Source organism: Ectorhizobium quercum (assembly GCF_026552795.1).
Classification (GTDB): domain Bacteria; phylum Pseudomonadota; class Alphaproteobacteria; order Rhizobiales; family Rhizobiaceae; genus Ectorhizobium; species Ectorhizobium quercum.
This window is the reverse complement of the sequence record NZ_JANFPI010000006.1, coordinates 270,941-291,759: the sequence shown is the minus strand read 5'-3', so window position 1 is coordinate 291,759 and position 20,819 is coordinate 270,941. Positions and strand designations below refer to the sequence as shown.

Below are 20,819 nucleotides of genomic sequence, written 5' to 3'. Positions count from 1 at the left end.
CAAGATTGAATGGGTCAGCTTGCTTTTGGGGCAGTTCTACGTGAGGGGCAGCGGTGGCATCGAACTACGACTTCATATGTGCTGAGAATAGAGAACGGTATGGCACGGACATCGCCCGTATCGGACCGATGCTACTTGCTGACCGGTATGATGATCGCACGCACTTCATCTTCGAATTGCTGCAAAATGCCGAAGATGCGCTGGGTAAACGTGACATGTGGAGCGGCCCTCGAAGCGTTTCATTCTCGCTGACAAAAGAGGCCCTGTCTCTTTCCCATTTTGGCAAGCCATTCGACGAAGCGGACGTTCGGGGTGTTTGCGGCATCGCTGAGAGCACGAAGGACGAGTATTCGATTGGCCGTTTCGGAATTGGCTTCAAATCGGTCTACACCTTCACCGATCGCCCCGAGATCCATTCGGGCAGCGATGACTTTGTGATACGGAACTACGTTCAGCCAGCGTCTGCAAATCGGGTTGAACGTGAGCCCGACGAGACCTTAATCATCCTGCCTCTGAAAGCAGAGGACCGAACAGCTCAGGACGAAATCATCGATGGATTCAAGCGACTGGGACCGAGCGCATTGCTGTTCCTACGCTCCATCGAGGAGATCAAATGGGGCGTGCACGACGGGCCCTCCGGTGTTTACTTGCGTAGCAGGCCGGGGCCCCTCGGTGAGAATGTCCACCAGATCAATCTGATCGGCGAAGAGAGCGGACAACAGGAAGTCGACCAGGACTGGTTGGTATTCCAAAGAGAGGTGTTCTCGGCAGAAGGCGAAAGGGTCGGGCGCGTAGAATTGGCCTTCGCTTTGAGGGCAGCGAAAGATCGGCCATGGCAATGGGCAGTCGTGCCCGTGACCGCGTCGCCACTTGTGGTCTTCTTTCCCACCGCATTTGAAACCAATTTGGGCTTTCTGGTGCAGGGCCCTTACCGCACCACGCCAAGTCGCGATAACATCCTCCGTCATGATCCGTGGAACAAGCACCTCATCGAGGAGACAGCAGCTCTATTGGTCGAAGCTTTGCGGTGGATGCGCGATAAGTCAGTTCTGGATACGTCGGCGCTGAATTGCTTGCCATTGGACCGGGAGAAATTCCCTGACGGCTCAATGTTTGCGCCTCTCTTTGACGCTGTGCGCAAGGCACTTGCTGAGGAGCCGTTGATGCCCCGATTCGGCGATGGCTACGTGGCGGCATCGAGAGCCAAGCTGGCCAGAACACAGGATCTCAGGGAGCTCTTCAGCCCGGAACAAGTCGCGCAACTCTTCGGCGGCGAAGTCACCGCGTGGCTGACATCCGAGATAACGCAGGACCGCACGCCTGAGCTTCGTCAATATGTCATGCGGGAACTCGGGGTGACGGAGGTAACTCCAGCGACCATCGTTCCGCGCCTTGCGCGCGAGTTTCTCGAAGCACAGTCGGACGAGTGGATCCTGAAGCTGTACGAATTCCTCAATGGTCAGGAAGCGGCGGTGCGGCGCCGACTCGATGCGGTACCGCTGATCAGACTTGTCGACGGCACTCATGTCCCGGCGCGCGAGCATGGCAAGCCAAAGGCCTTCTTGCCGAGTGCCATCGAAACAGGCTTCCCGACGATGCGGCCCTCGGTGTGCTCAACAGATGAGGCCCGGGGGTTTCTCATCGCTCTAGGAGTTACCGAGCCAGATCCAGTTGACGACGTGATCTGGAACGTGCTGCCCAAGTACCAGGGGGATGAAGTCGATGTGGATGACGAGCAATACGCTCGAGATATCGATCGAATCCGCATGGCCTTCAACACAGACTCAAAGGCGCAGCGAGAGAAACTTCTCTCGGCCTTGCGCGAAACCATGTTTGTGATGGTTATCGATGCCGGAGACGGCAAGGGCTATGTGGACAAGCCTGGCAATATCTACCTGGCGACGGACCGCCTCAAGCAGCTCTTTGACGGCGTCCCGAATGTCATGATCGTAGACGACGCGTATGACTGTCTCCGTGGCGAGGCCATGCGCGAACTGCTGGAAGCCTGCGGTGCCCTTCGCTATCCGCGTCCGGTGGCAGCGCCTAATGCTCTCAGCTACGATGAACGCACGGAGGTTCGGCGTGAAGCTGGCCATGAACAGACGTCCGGCATAAACGACAAGATAGATGATTGGGTTCTTCAGGGATTCGAGGAACTCGTCGAGGTCCTGCCAAAACTCGAACCTGAAGGACGTGCAGAGCGAACTCGTCTTATCTGGGAAAGCCTGGGCGACTTGGAAGAACGGCGCGGCCGCGGAATATTCGATGGTCTCTATAGGTGGTCCCACTATGGGAGCTACAAGAAAGACTTTCCTTCGGCGTTCGTGCGGCGTCTCAACGATACCGTGTGGGTGCCCGACGAAAATGGTGATCTTCAGCTGCCAAGCCAAGTGATCTTCGACACCCTCGGCTGGAAGGCCAATCCCTTCTTGCTTACCAAGATCGCATTCAAACCGCCCATCATCGATCAATTGGCGAAGGAAGCCGGCATTGACCGGGCCGCTCTCGATCTGCTGCGCAAGCTCGGCATCACTAGCGTTGCAGATCTGACCTCTCGTCTTGGCATCACGGAGCAGCCGTCGGAACAGGAAAGCGGATTCCAGCTGGAGCCCGAAGGTCAGACCACCTCGGCCGACGAAGCCGACATCTATCAAGATGCCAAAGATCTTTATGGCGATGATATGCCGGACATCCCTGCCGGCACCTACGATCCAGACGGCGGAGATGCAATCGGGAAGCGAGGCACAAGTTCAGGCAGGAGCCGAGGGAATGGCAATGCGGATAGCCATTCTGGCGGCGGTGTTGGGAGAAAAGGAGCCGCTGCAGCGGATAGTGCTGGAGGCCGCGGAGACACCACAAAGGTGTCCGGCGGTCCGGGCAAGCGCACCCCTGGCAGCGAAGGTAGACGCCCATTCATTTCCTACGTCGGCTCTCACCCGAGCGAGGAAGAGTCTGATCCGGACGGCCTCGATCATGGCATGCGAATGGAGATAGAGGGCAAAGCCATCAACGCGATCCTCCTGCTGGAGCCATCTCTCAGGAAAACCGCTGAAGGCAATAAGGGCTTCGATCTGTACGAGCTTGATGCCACCGGGAAACCGTCGCGCTGGGTTGAGGTGAAATCGATGACCGGCTCTTTGGAAGATCGGCCTGTAGGTATGTCCCGGGCACAATTCGATTTTGCCAGGGAGAAAGGGGACGCCTATTGGCTCTATGTGGTCGAATACGTATCGGATGTCGAAAGAGAGCGAATCCTGAGGATTCAAGATCCCGTCGGACATGCGCGAACCTTTACTTTTGACCACGGATGGGTCGCCGTGGCTCAACTCCACTCCGATTATCAGAGTTCCGTTTCCAATTCACCTGCGAACCCATGAAGTATCTGGCCATGTGAAGAATTGGCGTGCCGAGTTGCGCCATCCCTCGGCACGCCTAAGTAAAATCGCGACCGCGATGGCGATCACGCGGCCGACGAAAACTCGAGCCGGCCTGGTGGGCTCCGAGCGGGTTCGCCGCCATCCCCACCACCGCGCTCGATCCGCCCCACAGTGCGGCGTCTCCCGCGGTCCCCGCGCTTATCGGGTCCGGGTCCCCATCGGTCGTCGTGATCCTGTCAGGCTGCCTCTGGCGGCAGCGTGGATGTCATGTCCGCGATCGCCTGGAACTCGGTCAGGAACTCGGGACGATGCTGCATGAGGTAGCGGACCACCCGGCCGTTCCCGAGCAACTTCGCCAGGTAACCCTTGACGACGGTCAGATGTAGATGGTCCTGACCGTAGGTCTCCTGGATGGAGGTGATGGACTCCTGAAGGCGCGCCAGTTCGCTCTCCATCCGGGCCATGGCTTCGGGCGTGATGCCCTTGATGCGCTTGGGTTCTGAGCCTTCCGCCAGCTGCGTCTGCGGGGTACCGGCCAGGATCGCCGAGGCATAGGCGACCGAGTAATTGTTGGCGTTGACCAGCAGTTCGGCTGCCTCGAGCTGGCGCAGCGGCTTCATTTTCCGGAGGATCTCGAACACGGCCATCGGACAGGGCTTGTCCTTGAGGATGGCGACCGTCTCATCGCAGATCCCGTTCAGCATGCGGACCTTGCGACGGACGCTCTGGGGATTGATGTCCAACGCCTTGGCGATCTTTTCTTCCGGAACGCCACGCTCGATGGCGCGCCGGATCATCTTGTGCTCCTGGACCGGCGACAACGGGCTGATCCGCTTGTTGTAGGTGAAGGCTTCGTCGTCGGTGGAGACCAGGCACTCGACCTGTTCGATGCCGAGATCCTTCAGCACCTCGATGCGAACATGGCCATCCAGCAGCAGGAAGGTGCCCGGATTCGCGGGATCGCGGGCGACCACGGGCGGTTCGACCAGGCCGACCTCGCGGATCGAGGCGGTGATCTGCTGGTATTTCTTGCTGGATTTCGTGGCCGTCCGAAGCACCCGCACCGGCAGAAGGGCGTCCACCGACAGGGTCACACAGTCGTCTTCAAAGGCATGGGCGACGACATCGGAAAGGCGGCGATCTTTCCGTGTCATGGATCCGTCCTCGCGTGTTCCTCCAGATAGGTGGGCATCACCTCGAGGCTTTCGGCACGCAGCAGCGTCAGGAAGTGCTCGTCGCTCCGCAGCGAGCGGAACGCCTCCGTGACGAACAGAAGCCGGCCCTGGGTCAGCTCCGCCTTCTTGATCATCAGCTTCTGGCGATCGGCTTCCTGACGATAGGCGCGCACGAGCGCATCGCTGGTGAGGGGGCGCCCGGAGCGGTTCACCTTGCGACCGAAGGGCGTTTCATCGACGCGCCGCCCATGGCGCTGGCGTCGTTCGAGCAGGCGCCGCACGGCCGCGAACTTCTTCCCGCGCAGCTTCTTCTCCGTATAGGCATCCATGAGCGCCCGCTGGGCACCTTCGTCGTCCGCTCTGGAGATTTCGATCGCGCGATGCTGGCGCCTGGCGCAGTTCTCGACGAGGCTCATGACCAGGCAATCGCTCTCATCGGCATCGATCACGATGGCGGGGATGGCGGCGCGGTTTCCATGGAGAAGAGATCGGTCAGGCAGGCGACGCGACCGCTCGCATACAGATGATCGAGACCTTCAACCATCTTGGCGATGCGGTCGAGCAACGGACCAGAGCCTTCGAGAGGTTCCAGCACCCTTGTCTCCATGATGCAGTCCACCCCTTTAAGGGCAGCGGCGGCCATCGCATCCTCGCCGCCGGGGAAACGATGATACAGCGCCGCCTTGGTCAGCCCGGCGGCCTGAGTCAGATCGCTGAGCGATGTCCCCGCAAAACCCTGCGCGCGAAACGCCGCTACGATCCGGGCGGCGTCGGAGACAGTTTCAGGGCGGGCCATGGTAATCCTGTTAGTTACCGGACGTTCAGTAATTAACAGGATCGACGGCGTTGTCAACCTCATGCGTCTATCAGTCGTGTCTCAGTTCGAATTTTCGCTATCGGGTGGCATGCCGCTCCCCTGATCGCGCCCCACGGGAACGCTCGATCTGGATGGCTTTCAGCCAGCCCGCTCTTGGCTAAGGTCAAGGTATGGCGGACGCTCCATTTGTCCGCCGGCCGGCATATAGGCGGAGGTTAGCCCGGTTCAGATCACCATGGAACGACGATCGAGCAGGCAAGAGCGACGTTCGACTCGAAAAATCAGGCAAGCTAGGTCCGCCTGCTGCGCAGACCGCAGACTGCGCCGGGCACAAGGCGCCCCGGATTGACAAATGACCATCGGTCATTCAATAGTATGACCAATGGTCATTTTCGGGGATGATATGGAAGTCAGAGGAAAATGGGCCCTGGTCACGGGGGCGTCCGGCGGGCTGGGTGCAGAGTTCGCGATCCTGCTTGCCGAGCGGGGCGTCAATCTGGTGCTGGCTGCCCGTAATCACGAAAGGCTCGATGCGCTGGCCACGGATTTTCGATCACGCCACGGCGTCGAGGTGGTGACCCACCCCGTGGATATGATGCTGCCCGGAGCCGCTCTGGACCTATATCACGCGATCACAAAGCGAGGGATCGCGCTGGATATCCTTGTCAACAATGCCGGACAGGGGTTGCAGGGCGCGTTTCTGGAGCGCCCGATCGAGACGACGGACCGCAGCTGCAACTCAACATTCTTGCCCTCACCGATCTGACCCATGCCGTAGCGACGGATATGGCCATGCGAGGCGGAGGCCATATCCTGATGGTGGGCAGCAGACGGCCTTCATGCCCGCGCCGACCTACGCGGCCTACGCTGCCAGCAAAAGCTATGTCCGCATGTTCGGCGAGGCGCTCCATGCCGAACTTCGCCCCAGGAATGTTACGGTCCGCGTTACGTTTTGCCATGGGATCACCTCGGGTTCGTCAAACAGGCGGCTGTCGGTGGCGACAGCGGGCTGTGGCGAACCATGGCGAGGGATCGGCGGCCTGTAGCGTGCCGTATTTGCGCATACGCGCTGGCGGCACCCCTGAGCGGGCCGCGTCTAGCGGCGGGGTGGCCTGACGGGATAGTGGATCGGAGGTGAATAGCGGCCGGCCATCATGGGCGGGCGCCGTGCGTTACGGCGGCTATGCGGGACCAAGCTGCCGTTTGCCGGTGCAGCGACAGAATCAGTCCCGCTTCGGACTGATCGATCAAAGGGCAGGAAGCAGGCGTTCGCTGCGTCCAGGACTAACGGCGGCTGAGTTTTTGATCGAAACCACGCCCTCTTGACTACACAGACAGAGAAATTGTTCAAAATTTGGCGGGTATGTGCTACTTTCTTCGGGTGTGATGGTTGGGGGGATAGCGATGGCGTTCAAAGCCACATTTTTTTGTCCTGAACACGCTGATTACTGCGACTTCACCGTGTTTTCTTCCGCTGGAACTCGATCTTTCAGATTGGCTGGCGGCGAGAGATACGTCGAGAATGCGGGAAGAAATGACCGATATGTAGGAGTGGTAGAAGGCGATTCTCGATCTAAAGAGCATCTCAGCCAGCCCATCTCTTCAGATACCAATGTAGCATTTTTGTAGGAAAAAACGATGACAAAAAGCTCTGAGTTTGAGATGGAAAATTTGGACGTTCCTGTCAATGGGGTCGTCGAGATTTACTACACTGACTACATCAGACTTATTTCCGATAAATCAAACCTGTCCCATAGATCAACGATTTTTGTCCCGGAAGGTTTCGAGATTTTAAAAGCGGAGTTTGTCGTATCGCAACAGAAGCATGGCGTCGATAGAAGCATTGATATCGTCCAGCCTGGTACTGTTGCTGTGTCATGGGATGCACTTGTATCTTTGGACAACTCGCTCGATGAGCTTGCCGGAGAGGCTAAGAAAAGCGGGAAAGGCGTTGAAGGGTTTTTAAAACTAAAAACAGCAGCATCCACTTTAAAGTTTATGACTTCTGTCGTCGGCAGCAATCGTGGAAAAGTATCCGTTCGAGCTTGGGCTGATGGAAAAAAATTCAGTTCGAAGGATGGAGTTTTGATTTCAGATCTTAGGATCAAGATTTGGAGGCGTGTTTCTGCATCTGATATTACAGCACTTGTTGCAGAAATCGCAATGGCAGCTATTGAAAACACTGATGATTCAGTATCGGCAACCATTGGAAAGATCAAGGACGCAGCGGATGCATCTGCAGGCAAGAACCCAAAGCCTGCAGTGAAGCTCGAAGGCGAAAAAGCTCCGGCCTTGGCACGCAAGAGCTGATCTGTTCGATGAGAATCTGATTCGGCTTTCTTAGCCAGAATTCCTATCATTATGCACTGGATTTCGTTGCGGCTCGGATCGAACGACGGCTTCCGAGAATGCTGCCACGCAGCATGGGCGGATTCGACCGGCAACTAAGGGCAGCGCCTTCCACTGCACCGCCCAAGAGCCACGCCATGCTGCAGCCTGCCTGAGCGTCGTCGATGGGCTCTTCGCGTCATGCTATTTGTCGTCCTTCTTCGATCCAGCCTTGACCGGATAGTGCAACAGAAGCCGATAACCGCCCTTCATCATGCGCAGGCCGTGGGCGACGAGGCGGCGAACCTGATTCTTGCGGGGATCGACTTCCCAATCCTCCTTGGTGCCGCGAAAGCCGAGCAGGACTTCGGCGATGACGCGGTAGCTCTCGCCGCGCTGGCGGGCATCGAGCGCGCGCAGGGACAGGATATGAAACTGGCGAAGCTGGGCCGGCAGGTTGCGGAAGTCCGGCCCCGGCGCGCGACCGTTGAGCGAGCGCCAGAGCCGCCGCGCGGCGTGGGTGCGCAGCTCCAGAAGGTCATCCATCGGCAGGGTGACGGCATAGAAGGCGGCGGCGTCTGGAACTGCCTCGGGCAACCAGAACTGATGGGTTACGCCGTCAACCCGCCAGACGCCATGCCAGCCATCCGCCGCTTGCCGCAGGTCGAGGCCATCCAGATGCGCCAATGCCAGCGTCGGCACGTCTCCATTGCCTGTCAGGCGGGGTGTCGGGATCGCTCGGGAAATCGCAACCCCCAGCGTGCGGAAAACTGGTCCAGCTTCCGCGCGCCGGGGTTCCGAATCCGCGTCATGGTCTGGAAGTCGCGGTGATACTCATCGTCACGGCGAAGATATTCCCAGGCGAAACCGGCGACAGGAATTGTATTCGTGTGCCGATAGGCTGCCGAGGAACGCCAATTTATACTCAGCATGGCGTAATCTCCTGATTACCAGGCAGGAACAACTGGAACAAGAATGAAGATTTTCAGACACAACCAGCGAGGTGAAAAGGCTCTATAGCCTTGAATGTCGAGCACATAACGCGATCATTTTATTGGTTATTTTTGTCTTAACATTGCTTCTGTCGAAACGCGAGCCGGGCAGCGCCCGGCGAGCGGCGGCCGTGCCCCAGGCATGGCCGCGCCGCCGATCCGCAACGGCGGATCGGCGGAAAATCCCCATAACCGGAGAGCCTGAAAAGCGGAAAACCGTAGAGCCGGTTTCCAGGCTCTACGGATTGGCGGTCATCGCGCCTTGAGGCGCTGCATGCCTTCGGCCAGCGTCCAGAGTGCGCGATTGAGGGTCACATTCTGGTCGATGCCGTTGATGGGGCGGGTCTGCGGCTTCACCACGACCGGCGTGATCGAGACGCATTTCCTGCCCTATGCGTCCTTCTGCGGTTTCCCGCCGCTGCCGAGCGCCACCGCCTATGGCGTGCTGTCGGCCGTCAATCTCGGCGGAATGATCCTCGCCGGACATCTTGGCGACCGGGTGCATCGCCCGACCCTGCTCGGCAGCATCTACCTGATCCGGGCCGCGAGCTTCATTCTGCCGCTCTATGTCGCCCCCGACATCCGGCTTCTCTACCTGTTCGTCGTCCTGTTCGGGCTGCTCGATTACTCGACGGTCGGGCTGGCCGCCAGCCATCTCGGCATCGAACGGATCGGCCTCGCCATGGGCCTGATCTCGGGCGGCCATGCGCTTGGCGGCGCGTTCCTCGGCGGGCTGCTCTACGACATGACCGGCGCTTACGGCTGGCTCTGGATCGGATCGCTCGCACTTTCCGTGTTGGCCGGGCTGCTGGTCTTCACCCTTCGCGACAAACCCGACGATGCCGGCGCATTGGCGCTGGCGGAAGGACCGGCACGATGATCGACCTCTACACGACTTCATCCCCCAATGGCTTCAAGGCGACGATAGCCCTCGAAGAATTGGCGCTCGACCGCGATTTGCCGCCATCGAGCGTCGAGGCTCGCATATGCAGCTTTGAATGCACGTTCTGCGCAACTTGCGCCGAGACGTTTCCCGGTGGGAATTGCCCCAATTGCGGCGGCAATCTCGTATCGAGACCGATCCGACCAGATGCCTTGCTCGCACGGCATCCGGCATCGACGGCGCGCATCTTCAACGCAAGATGCCATGAACAGCCGGAGAACCGGCCCGATAGTTGAGGAAGGTCGCTCGCCTCGCATCTGTTGAGGCGCTATGCCGCGCCAGGGGGCAGCGCCCCCAAGCCACCAGCCCGGCCAGAGCGAAGCGGAAGCCGGGAACGGGATCTGATCGGGATGTTCAGAACCTGAAAACCGGAAAGCCGTGCATCCCGATTTCCTTGTTTCCTGAAAGGCGGCGGGCATGAACATGCCAAAGCCCCGCTCGGGTGAGCGGGGCTTCGTGGGGTTCCCGCCGTAGTCGCCGTTGCGGCGGGACCAGATGAGGTTATGGCTTTCGCCGTCCTCGGCCGCGACCAGGCTGGCGTAGATGGGAGCCGCGAAACTCGGATCGTCCAGCTTGACGGAGAGGTATTCGCGCTGCGTCTCGCGGGCGGTCTTCTTCCAGGCCGCGCCGAACTCGGTGGCCCCTGCGAAGATGCGGAAGTCGGGGCCGCGCTCGCTGTCGCCCTCGGCCGGGACGAACTTCACGGTCTTGACGTTGAGGGTGAGGGTCTTGACCGTGCCGGAAAAGCCGTTGTCGGTGCTGGTGAAGGTGCCGATGGTCGCCATTGTCGTGTTCCTTTTTCCTGTCGGGCCGCGCCTATCGCGTCCTCGATGGCGGTCGTTCGACCGGGGACGATCGGCCCCGCACCCCTTGGGGCTGGAACATCGTGGAAGGCGGCCGGCGACGGCTTTTTTGCTTCGCGCTGCAAAGCCGAAGGCGGCGGAAAAAAGCTGGCGACGGACGTTGCGGGAAGACGAGCGAGGTGACGCACAGCGGCGGCGGTCTTCGGTCAGACCCATCCATCCGAGGACGCAGATGGGGGCAGCCAGCATGGAAATCGTCAGGAATACGGTGGCGCACCCGGCCTCTGCCAGTGCCGGTGATGGCGGTCTATCACGGTCGAACAAAGACCCTTGCCCTCGCTGGCAGGACATGAGTGGTTTCCCGGCTGGCGAAAGCCTTGCGGCTCCGTGCCGCTTCTCTTCGCGGGGCCAACCGTGACCCGCGTGGCCGGGACCGCCTGCGTGATGATACATTGCGTGGCACCTCTCACGCGGACGATCCAGCTTCTCCCTGCGCCCCATTGCCGGGATGTGTCACGCCGGGGATGGCGATTCCAACTCATGATCCCGTTGTGGCGACCGAGGCCGAAGCTCCAGGCAGCCCGCGCGCCGACGGGGCTTGTCTTGCGGAATGGCCGCTGCCGCCCTTGCGTTATGGGATTGAAGCCGAATGGCGGAAACGCGCCGCAGGCGCGGTTCCGGCGCAGCCGAAAGCCCGGCCCGAAGGGCAACGCCTCGAAATAGAAATCATCGCTGCAAATGATGCAGCGAGATTTCTCGTGACTTACAATAATGGCAATGCGGCAAGCATCCAACTTGATATGGACAGGGCCGATCGGTTAACAATTCTCGGACTTTTCAGACGAAGCGACAGCAAGCTCTCTCATCGCCGCCTTTTCATTTACGACATCGACGCAACCAAGCTCCACCCGGATTTTCCCGGTGTCGAGGACAAGGGGGTGGCTGCCGCCACGTTCTCAACATGGCCGTGGGTCCAACGCCATTCGGGCACGGCAGCGAAGCCATAGACGGTGGAAAGGTCGTCGTTGTCTTCCGGGCCATAGACTTTCGGGAGGCGCAGGATCGTCCATTCGAGACCAGGCGTGTCCCGCACCGCGCGCTCGGCCAGAATCTTGTCGTAGTCATGGGCATAGGCGCCAAGCTGCGCTTCCATGCCGCGATAAGGATAGAGAACCGAGCGCAGCGGGGCGTCCTCGCGCAAGGGCGCTGCATCCGGCGGCCCCGGTTCGGTTTTCATCAAGCGCCCATAGGTCCGATAGACGTCGCAACTCGATATGAGAACCAGGCGCTTGGTTCGCCCCGCGAAAGTGAGGGCGGCTGCTTCGGCATCGGCCGCGCCCATCGCCACCATGTGGATGACAATATCCCAGTCGCGCCGAAGTTCAGCCGGAAATGCCGTTATCGGATATTGCGCCGCCGGGTCCAGAACATGGTCGATCTTTGGCAAGATCGGGTTGGCGCTTGCCCCCCGGTGAAAAGCCGTGATCTGCGCGCCGGTATCATGGAGACGTTTCACGACATGCGCGCCGATGAATCGCGTGCCGCCGACTATCAAGACCTTCATCGCCATTCCTTTGCGCCGCCAAGAACCCACAACATTTTGTCCCGGATCGGGCGTTGTGCTGACGTTCACTGTCCGGCCGCCCAAGGGTCGATGATCGCGACACCGGCCGCGTTGAAGGCGCTGGCATCTCGCGTGGCGACGGCAAAGCCATGGGCCGTCGCGATCGCCGCGATATAGCCGTCCGGCGTCGGAAAGCCCTTGCCCGCATTGCGCGCCGCGACGGCCAGGTCGGCATAGCGGCGGGCGGCATCGGTATCGAAGGGCAGGATTCTGCCGTCGAACAGGCCAAGAAGCCCGTCGAGGGTCGCGGCCAGCTTCTGCTTGCGCCGCCCGTCCGGCAGCGCGCCGATGCCGAACAGCAGTTCCGCGACGGTGACGCTGGAGAGATAGAGGGTTTCGGCGGCCTGCTCATCCAGCCAGTCGCGCACGGCGGGAGCCGGTTCGGGTTTCATCGCCGCGGAAACGACGTTGGTGTCGAGGACGATCATTCAAAGCTCATGGGCGTGGCGGGCGTCCGGTCGCGGCCCTGTTCCAGCGCCTCGAAATCGGCGTTGGTCAGTCCGGCGTTCCGGCTCAAGGCCGACAGGGCGGAGCCGATGCGAAGCCGGTTGGCGGGGCGAACCGCCGCTTCCAGAATATCGCGCATTTCAGCCTCGGCGCTGCGGCCATGATGGGCCGCGCGCACCTTGAGGGCGCGGTGCGTTTCTTCGGACAGGTTGCGAATGGTGACGGCGGGCATTTGATAGCACCTCCTGAACTCTGACGACGATGCTATCAATATAGAGAAAGTGACATCATCGGACAAGGCGTAGTGTTCGCAATCGAGCGGTTGGCCGCATGATGGTGGGGCCGGCGTCATCGCGGCGTATTGACACTGTGGATACAACGGCCCATATTCCGGCCATGGCAAAAACTCGCGTAGCCCCTTCCGAACCCGCCCGTTCCGCTGCTGTCGCGGCGCGCGCCTCTGCGTCCGACGCCAAGGGCAGCATCAATTTGCGGATCGAGACCGGCACCCGCCAGCTCATCGACGACGCGGCGGCGGTGCTTGGCAAGACGCGCACCGAATTCATGATCGAAAGCGCGCGTCGGCAGGCGGTCGATGTGCTGCTCGACCAGCGCCTGTTCACGCTCGATCCCGAGCGCTACGACGCCTTCATGCACGCGCTCGACAATCCGCCCGCGCCGGGACCGAAGCTCAAGGCCCTGCTGCGCCGGACCCCTGCATGGCAGAAATAGACGACGCGCCGGACCCTTCCGCATCTCGACTGTCAGCTCCCGCTCCCCTGACGGTCGAGCATGATCTGTCGGCATTCGACTGCGGCGAGCCGGTGCTGAACGACTGGCTGCGGCATCGGGCCTTGAAGAACGAAAGCCGGTTCTCGCGCACCTATGTCGTGTGCGCAGGCAATCGGGTGGTCGGCTATTTCTGCATTTCGGCCGGATCGGTTGACCGCGCAGCCGCGCCGGGCAAGGTGCGGCGCAATGCGCCCGACACGATTCCGGTGTCGATTCTCGGGCGGCTGGCGGTCAGCCGCGACCATGCGGGCAAGGGCCTCGGCGCGGACCTGCTGTCGGACGCGCTGCGCCGGATCGCGCTGGCCTCGCAGAGCATCGGCATCGGCGCGGTTCTGGTGCAGGCCAAGAACGAAGCGGCCAAGCGCTTCTATCTACGCTGCGCGGAGTTCATCGAATATCCCGAGGACAGCCGGACGCTGTTCCTGCCTATCGAAACAGTGGTTGCGGGATTCGGCTAGGGGCGGCTGGTAGCCGACGCTGCCGAAACCGCCGCCAATGATGTCCATTGTTGTATATCATGTCGTAGGCTGTTCTCGCCTTGCGACAAAGACGTGCGACACAAAAGTCTCGAATTTTTTGGGGTGCTGTCGATCTGTCGCGGGTTGTAGGATTCCCGCGACAGATGGTGCGGTACTCGATGTAGCTTCTTACAAGCAGCGTTTCGTTGTGCAGGGTGTCAGCGCGATCCGGCCGGCCAAGCCGGCTCATCTCCGCTGCTGCACGCTCACGTTCCTGCATTTCCGCCACAAGGACCGCGCGCACCTGCGCCGAGGTCAAGGAAAGCCGCTCGACTTCCGCCGATCCATCATGGAACCGATGTCGATCCGTGGCCCGCTGACCGGCCCGGAGCGGCGGCGCTTCGGCATTGTCGATCGCTGCGACAAGCGCCCGGATCAGCTTGGCCTCACTGGTGCGCCCGTCTTTCATGGCGGCGCGTAGATCGGCCCGCAAACGGGTTTTCATAGCGTGTACGGCATCGTCCATCATCGTCACATCCCCTGATTATTCCCTATTGAGGTGTATTCCTCCATATAATAACATTTTATGGGAATAATAAGGAATATATAGGATGTCGAAACCGCTTTTCACCGTCGAACAGGCGGCGCAGCAGCTCAACCTGCACCCCAAGACCGTCCTGCGATACATTCGCGACGGACGGCTGACCGCAACCCGCATGGGGAAGTCTTATCGTATACCCCGCGCCGAGTTGGACGCTTTCGCCGGCCTTGCGAGCGGTGGCGCCCAAACAGGCCCAGAGGCGCGAACGACCTGCATCACCGACATGCCCGGCGTCACGGTCGAAGCAGCGGAACGGATCTCGACATTCCTCCAGTCCGCAGCGATGACCGGTGATGCCAGCACGCCTCCGCTGCATCTACAGACCGCATTCGACCCTCTCGCCCAAACACTGAAAATCGTGGTGATCGGCACCCCGGCAGACGTGGGCCGCCTGCTGGAAATGCTGCATCTGCATATGAGGGCGCGGGCATGACCGACCCCGTTTATCGCAGCGCGGAAGCAGCGGAATCAATCGCGGCGCAATACAAGGCCGTGCTGGACCATTGGCCGGGAGCAAGGACCGAACTGCATGTGCCGACCCGACAAGGCTCTACCTTCGTGATCGCCTGCGGGCCGGAAACTGCACCTCCTGTCGTGCTGCTCCACGGCTCACAAGCCAATTCGGCGGCCTGGATGCCCGACATTCCGCTCTGGTCTGAAAAGTTCCGGTTGCATGCGGTCGATATGATCGGTGAGCCGGGGTTGAGCGCCACGGTCAGGCCCGAACTGGACTCGGACGCCCATGCCCTTTGGCTGGACGACGTTCTCGCCCGTTTGGGCCTCTCGCGGGCGATCTTTGTCGGCACCTCGCTCGGGAGATGGCTGGCGCTCGACTACGCGCGCAGACGACCGGGCGCGGTTCAGGCGCTGGCGCTGATCTGCCCATCCGGGATCGGGCGGCAGAAGAACTTTATTGTGAAGGCCCTACCGCTCCTGCTGCTAGGACCGTGGGGCCGGCGCAAGATGTGGGAGCTGGTGCTAGGCCCCAAGCCCGAGGTCTTGCCGGAAGCCATGCAGCACTTTGCACCGCTCATGGACAGCATAGGAAAGGCCACCAAACCGCGTTTTCTTGCGGTGCCAGCGCTGACAGACACCCAGTTGAAGGCACTCGATATGCCAATACTGGCGATCGTCGGCGGGCGGGACGTGCTGCTGGACTCAGCCGATAGCCCACCGCGTGAGCGGCCAAGACCCTGGGCGTCCGTTCCCCCCTTTTTCGCCGTGCTCCAGCGGCTTGGGGTTGAGCGCGGATAGAGGTGGAGTCGATCGAAACCCAATCCAGATCGGCGTCTCGCGCCAACGCCTCAAACAGCTTTTCGAGCATATCCATCTCGATCCAGCGATAATAGCGGCGCTTTACCGTCTGATAGTCACCATAGCGCTCGGGCAGATCGCGCCAGCGCCCACCCGAGCGCGCCATCCAGATCAAGGCTTCGACAAACCCCGCCGGTTGTTCGTGCGCGGGCCCCGACGCCCTTTCCGTCCGCCGGGGACAAAAGGTTCGACCCGGGACCACTGCTCGTCACTCAGCACATCAACATCCATCTCAGACCTCCAAAAGCCAGCATGGAATCTGATTTGCGGCCCTCTGAAAATCCAAAACCTTAAATCGTCACTACAGCCTAAGGGTTGAAGTAGTTCACAATAATATTGCCAGGGGGGCATTGTGATTGAAGAAATCCAAATTGCAAAAGTCGCAACCTATGGCGTTGCTCCGCAACTTCTGCATGGCTTGCGGCCTGTCAAATTTCTGTTTGGAACCAATGGTTCCGGTAAAACAACGATTTCACGGATCATCGCCGATCCTACTACATATCCAACCTGTGCCGTAGTTTGGCGTGGCGGCCGTGTTCTGGAAACCCTTGTCTATATCCGAGATTTCGTTGCCCATAATTTTTCGCAGCAATTGCGCGGTATTTTCACTCTTGGTGAAGTCGCGGCCGAGAAGCTGGCCGAAATCGAAACGGCCCGAGCGAAGGTAGAGGAAATTGAAAGGCAGATCAGCACGCTGAAAGGTACGCTGGGCGATCCTACCGGCACCAGCGGTAAGCATGGGGAGCTTCGCGCCCTACGTGAGAATTTCGAGGCAGAATGCTGGAAGATTAAAACCGCGCATGATGGAAATTTTCAGGCGGCATTTTCTGGGGTGCGAAACTCTCGCGCCCGATTCTGTGACAAGATTCTGGAAGAGACTGGAGCAAATCAGGCTACTGTACATCCAGTCGATGACCTGAAGGCGCGCGCCAATACCGTTTTTGCAGAAGGCGTAGGTAAGTTGCCGACGCTATCGAGCATCAACGGCGCTGACGTTCTCGCCCTCGAACAGAGTCCGGTCCTCGCAAAGAAGGTGGTCGGCAAAGAAGATATAGACATCGCTGGTCTTATTAGACGCCTGGGTAATAGCGACTGGGTTCGCGAAGGTCTTAATTACGCCGACGGGGCTGGATCACTGTGTCCCTTCTGCCAGAAAGCGCTTGATGCGGAACTTCTCGAAAAGCTGAACGCCTTCTTTGACGAAGCCTATCTTGCCGACATTGGTGAAATAGCCCGGATAGAGGAGAGCTATGGCACGCTTTCGGATGTGCTCCTGAAGGGAGCTGACGCCGCATTTACTTCTGGCAGCTCGCACATCGACGTTGAAGTCATGCGCTCGATGGTGGAGCGACTCCGGTCTCTCGTTGCTCTTAACCAGCGTCACATCGAGCGTAAACGGAAGGAACCCAGCCTGCCAATAACGCTGGAACCGCTCCGTGAAGCAATCAAGGAAATCATCGAACTCATTGAAAAAGCGAATGCCGCAATCGCAAAGCACAATAGTTTGGTCGATAATCTAGCCGCAGAACGTCAGGCGCTCACCTCCGAAATATGGAAGTGCCTGATAAACGAAAAAAAGGATATTATTGACTCATACGTCTCCAGGAAGACCGGGCTCGACAAGGCAATTGCGGGCCTGTCCAGTGACCTGGAAGCCAAAGCGAAAGAATTAGCTGCTGCACGAGGCGTTCTTACTGAGTTGGAAAAGGGCGTTACTAGCATCCAACCTACCGTTACAGAGATAAACAATACGCTTTCTTCATTCGGATTTACGAGCTTCAAGCTGGCAACCGCTGGCGAGAAAGCACAGCTTTACCGAATTGTACGAAGTGACGGCAGCGATGCCCAAGAAACCCTGAGTGAAGGAGAGAGAAGCTTCATTACCTTTCTGTATTTTTATCATTTGATCCGAGGTAGCACTACAGCAAGCGGGATAAACAGAGACCGCATCGTTGTTTTCGACGATCCGGTATCGAGCCTGGACAGCGATGTCCTCTTTATCGTCAGCTCTCTCATCAAACGGATACTGATCGAAGCCGTAGAAGGCAACGGCCGTGTAAAACAGATATTCATGCTGACCCACAATATCTATTTCCATAAGGAGGTGTCGTTCGACCCCAAGCGGCAGGACACACGGCGCACACATGAGACGTTTTGGGTCGTGCGCAAAGTTGATGGCGTCACCGTCCTTGACAGCCACGAAACCAATCCAATCAGAACCTCTTATGAACTGCTCTGGGGTGAGGTAAAAAATCCAAATCGTTCGAAACTAACGATTCAGAACGTTCTACGACGCATCCTAGAACACTATTTCACCATCCTCGGGAACATGGACAAGGACGCCGTCATCGCGAAGTTCGAGGGGCATGACCAGCAAGTTTGTGCATCATTGTTTTCGTGGATCAATGACGGCTCTCACAATTTCGCGGACGATTTATATATCGCAGCAGATGATACGACGGTCGCCCGCTACCTCAATGTGTTCAAAAAGATATTCGAAGTAACAAATCATGGCGCACATTACGCGATGATGATTGGGGGAGAGGCGGCAACCGAAGAACTTGATCCCGATGATTCACCCGAAATTGTGGGTTCAGAGACATTGGCTGAACTGACCCCGTCCTCCTATGGAGTTACCGCTGAATGACGGCCAGCGACGATCAGTCCATATTTACGCCGCGTGACCGTCATGCTCACGGCCCATGGAGCGATTTGGCGCTACATACGATCGGCTGGCGTGCTTTTCAGGATCTCTGCTCCCAAGTGTGCGAGGTGGTGCTGGGTCGTCCAGTCGAAATCTTCCGGGAAGCGCAGGATGGTGGCCAAGATGCGGTATTCCTGATCCCCTCGGAACCCGGCACGCCACAGATTGGAACTGTCCAATGCAAACACACGTCTGAATCTAACAAGGCATTGAAGGTCAGCGATCTCACCGCCGAGATCGAGCACGTTGAGGAATTGGTCAAAGGTGGCCAAGCGGACACCTATGCCTTCATGACCAACATGAGCGTGGATGCACCTGTTGCAGCCGCCATGCGCGCTAAACTGCGTTCCCTCGGCGTACGCAAACCGCATATTCTCGGCCGCCAATATATCATTCGGGTCATTAGGAGCAGTGCGAAATTGCGCGCCCTTGTCCCCCAAGTTTACGGTTTGGGGGATCTCACATCAATCGTTGATGAGCGGCTGAGTGAGCAAAGCCGTGCGCTGCTCGATAGCTGGATTCCGAAGCTACGGACCTATGTGCCAACGACGGCGCATCGTGATGCTGTCAACGCGATCTCGAAAAATGGTGTAGTTCTCCTGCTCGGAAATCCATCAAGCGGCCAGTCCGCGATCGGCGCGATCGTATCGACAATTGCCTCCGAAAATCCCAACAATACAGTTCTAGCGCTCACGAGTCCGCGTGATTTCGAGGCTGGTTGGAACCCAAACGATCCAGGTCGTTTCTTTTGGATTGATGACGCTTTCGGGTCGAACGTATTGCGTGACGATTACGTCCAGGACTGGGCATCGGCCTTTTCGAAGTTACGGGCGGCGATCAAGCACGGCAACCGCTTTCTGCTGACTTCACGCAAACATATCTACGAAGCAGCGCGGCGGCGGCTCGGGCAACGCAATCTTGCACAATTCGCCGACGGTAGCGCTGTAGTTGATGTTGGTGATCTGACCTTCGAAGAAAAAGCGCAAATCCTCTATAATCATGTCAATTTCGGTGAGCAGAGCCAGAGCTGGCGTTCGAGTGTCAAACCACACCTTGCAGCCGTGGCGGCCGTCCCCGATTTTTTGCCCGGCATCGCCGAACGCCTTGGAGACCCGAACTTCACAAAGGGCCTGATACCGCGCGAAAGCTCGCTTGTCCGTTTTATGAAGGAGCCGCGTGAGCATCTCATCGATACCGTCAATGCCTTGGACGATCAGTTGCAAGCCGCGCTTATCCTCGTTTATGTGCATCAGGCCGGCTTCGATCCGAACGATCATGATCCTTCGGCTGCGCAGGCAGTCGCGGAGCTTACCGGCTATACCTTGACCAAGATTCAGGATTGTTTCGCCGAGTTAGCTGGGTCTTTCCTCAAGCTCTCAGGGTCCAAATGGACCTTTGCACATCCTACGATCTCCGATGCACTGACTGAGATCCTGCGGCAAAAACCGCATATGATGGCGGCGCTAATCAGAGGCGCGACAATTGATACTATCCTCAATAGCTTCGTATGCGAGGGCTCTCCGCATATTCGAGATGCGCTCGTTGTCCCGACCACACTTGACGACGCCCTAGTCAATCGGCTTGGCCGTACGCCCGACGAAATGCAAAGAAACTGGCTGCTGTTTCACTTCCTATCTTACCGCGCCAGCGAAGTCGTGTTCATTAATACGATCCAACAATTTCCAGATCTGCTCTATCGCCTGTGCTGGAGAACAGAAGTCGTTGACAACGATCCTAAAATCTCTGCCCATGCACGATCGTATCGCCTTGGTCTCTTGCAAGATGACCTGCGCTTAGAGGCAGCAGACCGTCTCGTATCCGCTGCGCTCACCGACCTTGATCTTTCTTTGACGAAGAAGACATGCTCGCGCTTATACCACCGCTACGGCTCGTTGGCTTGGGCTTGGAGCTACGGACAACCGTCTTGCCGTCGCTCGAAGACCGTATTGATGAGATCGCCGCTGACGCCGACTTGGACGAAGAGCCTGAAAGCCATTTCGAGAAACTACTCGGTATGCTTGATCGTGTAGAAACGATCAGCGTCGATACCGACATCGCCGACTTGATCGACGACGCCCGGAATCAAGTCAAGCGATCCGTGGAAGCACTGGAGGAGCGCAAGCGGGAACGCGATGAAGAAGCCGAAGATGATACGGACTGGACTCACATAGTGACACAGAAGAAGGAGGAGGCTCCTCCTTCCGCTGCCACCACGAACCGCTCTGTTTTCGAGGACGTCGACAAGTGAATCTGACCGTCGGCTTACCGCTAACTGCTGCTTATATTGACAGCGCCAACTTCACGAGAGGTAGCCTCACCAATAACCTAGAGGCGATGGTAGCACTGACTGGAACGATGAAAACCGGACCGTTTTCTTCCTATCCAAAGCAGAAACCTATCCGCAGCGGAATCGCCGCGCCGAGCGCTAGCTGTTGGATTTGCAC

General features: G+C 58.7%; 21 protein-coding genes and 3 pseudogenes. 13 read left to right on the top strand and 11 right to left on the bottom strand.

Annotated elements, in window-relative coordinates; translation table 11 throughout:
• Positions 1-53: 53 nt before the first annotated feature.
• Positions 54-3,377, top strand: coding sequence for a protein NO VEIN domain-containing protein (locus NOF55_RS18625; protein ID WP_306412613.1), 3,324 nt, complete (start codon positions 54-56; stop codon positions 3,375-3,377).
• 236 nt (positions 3,378-3,613) lie between these two features.
• Here the strand turns inward: NOF55_RS18625 and NOF55_RS18620 are convergent, their stop codons facing one another.
• From NOF55_RS18620 to NOF55_RS18610, 3 genes are read right to left on the bottom strand one after another with little or no spacing between them, the layout of a single operon-like run.
• Complete coding sequence (locus NOF55_RS18620) at positions 3,614-4,531, bottom strand: plasmid partitioning protein RepB C-terminal domain-containing protein (RefSeq protein WP_306412612.1); 918 nt, start codon at positions 4,529-4,531, stop codon at positions 3,614-3,616.
• Entirely contained in the window at positions 4,528-4,968 is a 441-nt protein-coding gene (locus tag NOF55_RS18615) for a plasmid partitioning protein RepB C-terminal domain-containing protein (RefSeq protein WP_306412611.1), read from the bottom strand. Before NOF55_RS18615 ends, NOF55_RS18620 begins: the two co-directional genes overlap by 4 nt.
• A gap of 29 nt (positions 4,969-4,997) precedes the next feature.
• Positions 4,998-5,411, bottom strand: a complete 414-nt coding sequence (locus NOF55_RS18610) for a TetR/AcrR family transcriptional regulator (RefSeq protein ID WP_306412610.1) — start codon at positions 5,409-5,411, stop codon at positions 4,998-5,000.
• Between the two features lie 361 nt (positions 5,412-5,772).
• Here NOF55_RS18610 and NOF55_RS18605 point away from each other — a divergent pair, with 361 nt between their 5' ends.
• The 3 genes from NOF55_RS18605 (at position 5,773) to NOF55_RS18595 (ending at position 7,679) form a co-directional block, all read left to right on the top strand.
• Positions 5,773-6,135, top strand: a complete 363-nt coding sequence (locus tag NOF55_RS18605; protein ID WP_306412609.1) for an SDR family NAD(P)-dependent oxidoreductase — start codon at positions 5,773-5,775, stop codon at positions 6,133-6,135.
• Positions 6,041-6,415 carry an SDR family NAD(P)-dependent oxidoreductase gene (locus tag NOF55_RS18600; protein WP_306412608.1) on the top strand — a complete coding sequence of 125 codons (375 nt, stop codon included), beginning with the start codon at positions 6,041-6,043 and terminating at the stop codon, positions 6,413-6,415. Before NOF55_RS18605 ends, NOF55_RS18600 begins: the two co-directional genes overlap by 95 nt.
• 592 nt (positions 6,416-7,007) lie before the next feature.
• Positions 7,008-7,679, top strand: a complete 672-nt coding sequence (locus NOF55_RS18595) for a hypothetical protein (RefSeq protein ID WP_306412607.1) — start codon at positions 7,008-7,010, stop codon at positions 7,677-7,679.
• A gap of 222 nt (positions 7,680-7,901) precedes the next feature.
• On the opposite strand, the gene NOF55_RS18590 is transcribed toward NOF55_RS18595, so the two are convergent.
• Positions 7,902-8,399 (bottom strand): DUF2285 domain-containing protein, encoded by a 498-nt coding sequence (locus tag NOF55_RS18590; protein ID WP_306412606.1) that lies wholly within the window; start codon positions 8,397-8,399, stop codon positions 7,902-7,904.
• Between the two features lie 14 nt (positions 8,400-8,413).
• Positions 8,414-8,629 (bottom strand): transcriptional regulator domain-containing protein, encoded by a 216-nt coding sequence (locus NOF55_RS18585; protein ID WP_306412605.1) that lies wholly within the window; start codon positions 8,627-8,629, stop codon positions 8,414-8,416.
• A 364-nt stretch (positions 8,630-8,993) separates the two neighbouring features.
• Here NOF55_RS18585 and NOF55_RS18580 point away from each other — a divergent pair, with 364 nt between their 5' ends.
• Complete coding sequence (locus tag NOF55_RS18580) at positions 8,994-9,569, top strand: MFS transporter (protein ID WP_306412677.1); 576 nt, start codon at positions 8,994-8,996, stop codon at positions 9,567-9,569.
• Between the two features lie 44 nt (positions 9,570-9,613).
• On the top strand, positions 9,614-9,868 hold the full coding sequence (locus NOF55_RS18575) for a DUF1272 domain-containing protein (RefSeq protein ID WP_306412676.1): 255 nt from the start codon (positions 9,614-9,616) through the stop codon (positions 9,866-9,868).
• A gap of 237 nt (positions 9,869-10,105) precedes the next feature.
• On the opposite strand, the pseudogene NOF55_RS18570 reads toward NOF55_RS18575, so the two are convergent.
• The 4 genes and pseudogenes from NOF55_RS18570 to NOF55_RS18555 all read right to left on the bottom strand — a co-directional run.
• Positions 10,106-10,417 (bottom strand): annotated as a pseudogene (locus NOF55_RS18570) (DUF736 domain-containing protein); the annotation flags it as partial.
• 898 nt (positions 10,418-11,315) lie between these two features.
• On the bottom strand, positions 11,316-12,005 hold the full coding sequence (locus tag NOF55_RS18565) for an NAD-dependent epimerase/dehydratase family protein (protein WP_306412604.1): 690 nt from the start codon (positions 12,003-12,005) through the stop codon (positions 11,316-11,318).
• A gap of 59 nt (positions 12,006-12,064) precedes the next feature.
• Entirely contained in the window at positions 12,065-12,487 is a 423-nt protein-coding gene (locus NOF55_RS18560) for a type II toxin-antitoxin system VapC family toxin (RefSeq protein ID WP_306412603.1), read from the bottom strand.
• Positions 12,484-12,738 (bottom strand): FitA-like ribbon-helix-helix domain-containing protein, encoded by a 255-nt coding sequence (locus tag NOF55_RS18555; protein ID WP_306412602.1) that lies wholly within the window; start codon positions 12,736-12,738, stop codon positions 12,484-12,486. Before NOF55_RS18555 ends, NOF55_RS18560 begins: the two co-directional genes overlap by 4 nt.
• 164 nt (positions 12,739-12,902) lie before the next feature.
• Here NOF55_RS18555 and NOF55_RS18550 point away from each other — a divergent pair, with 164 nt between their 5' ends.
• Both NOF55_RS18550 and NOF55_RS18545 read left to right on the top strand, forming a co-directional pair.
• Positions 12,903-13,238, top strand: coding sequence for a type II toxin-antitoxin system TacA family antitoxin (locus NOF55_RS18550; RefSeq protein WP_306412601.1), 336 nt, complete (start codon positions 12,903-12,905; stop codon positions 13,236-13,238).
• Positions 13,226-13,756 carry a GNAT family N-acetyltransferase gene (locus NOF55_RS18545; RefSeq protein WP_306412600.1) on the top strand — a complete coding sequence of 177 codons (531 nt, stop codon included), beginning with the start codon at positions 13,226-13,228 and terminating at the stop codon, positions 13,754-13,756. The genes NOF55_RS18550 and NOF55_RS18545 overlap by 13 nt, the downstream gene beginning before the upstream one ends.
• Here NOF55_RS18545 and NOF55_RS18540 read toward each other — a convergent pair.
• Positions 13,725-14,285: a GatB/YqeY domain-containing protein gene (locus NOF55_RS18540; RefSeq protein ID WP_306412599.1), complete on the bottom strand. Its 561-nt coding sequence runs from the start codon at positions 14,283-14,285 to the stop codon at positions 13,725-13,727. The two genes, NOF55_RS18545 and NOF55_RS18540, sit on opposite strands and share 32 nt — an antisense overlap.
• Before the next feature lie 82 nt (positions 14,286-14,367).
• Here NOF55_RS18540 and NOF55_RS18535 point away from each other — a divergent pair, with 82 nt between their 5' ends.
• Complete coding sequence (locus tag NOF55_RS18535; RefSeq protein ID WP_306412598.1) at positions 14,368-14,790, top strand: helix-turn-helix domain-containing protein; 423 nt, start codon at positions 14,368-14,370, stop codon at positions 14,788-14,790.
• Positions 14,787-15,398: pseudogene (locus NOF55_RS18530) on the top strand (alpha/beta fold hydrolase); the annotation flags it as partial. The gene NOF55_RS18535 and the pseudogene NOF55_RS18530, both read left to right, overlap by 4 nt.
• A gap of 116 nt (positions 15,399-15,514) precedes the next feature.
• On the opposite strand, the pseudogene NOF55_RS18525 reads toward NOF55_RS18530, so the two are convergent.
• Positions 15,515-15,902 (bottom strand): annotated as a pseudogene (locus NOF55_RS18525) (IS5 family transposase); the annotation flags it as partial.
• A 121-nt stretch (positions 15,903-16,023) separates the two neighbouring features.
• Between NOF55_RS18525 and NOF55_RS18520 the strand changes: the two are divergent.
• The 3 genes from NOF55_RS18520 to NOF55_RS18510 are packed head-to-tail and all read left to right on the top strand — an operon-like array spanning position 16,024 to position 20,623.
• Positions 16,024-18,318 (top strand): AAA family ATPase, encoded by a 2,295-nt coding sequence (locus NOF55_RS18520; RefSeq protein ID WP_306412597.1) that lies wholly within the window; start codon positions 16,024-16,026, stop codon positions 18,316-18,318.
• Positions 18,315-20,405, top strand: coding sequence for an nSTAND3 domain-containing NTPase (locus NOF55_RS18515; protein ID WP_306412596.1), 2,091 nt, complete (start codon positions 18,315-18,317; stop codon positions 20,403-20,405). The genes NOF55_RS18520 and NOF55_RS18515 overlap by 4 nt, the downstream gene beginning before the upstream one ends.
• Positions 20,390-20,623, top strand: coding sequence for a hypothetical protein (locus NOF55_RS18510; RefSeq protein WP_306412595.1), 234 nt, complete (start codon positions 20,390-20,392; stop codon positions 20,621-20,623). The genes NOF55_RS18515 and NOF55_RS18510 overlap by 16 nt, the downstream gene beginning before the upstream one ends.
• Positions 20,624-20,819: the final 196 nt, after the last annotated feature.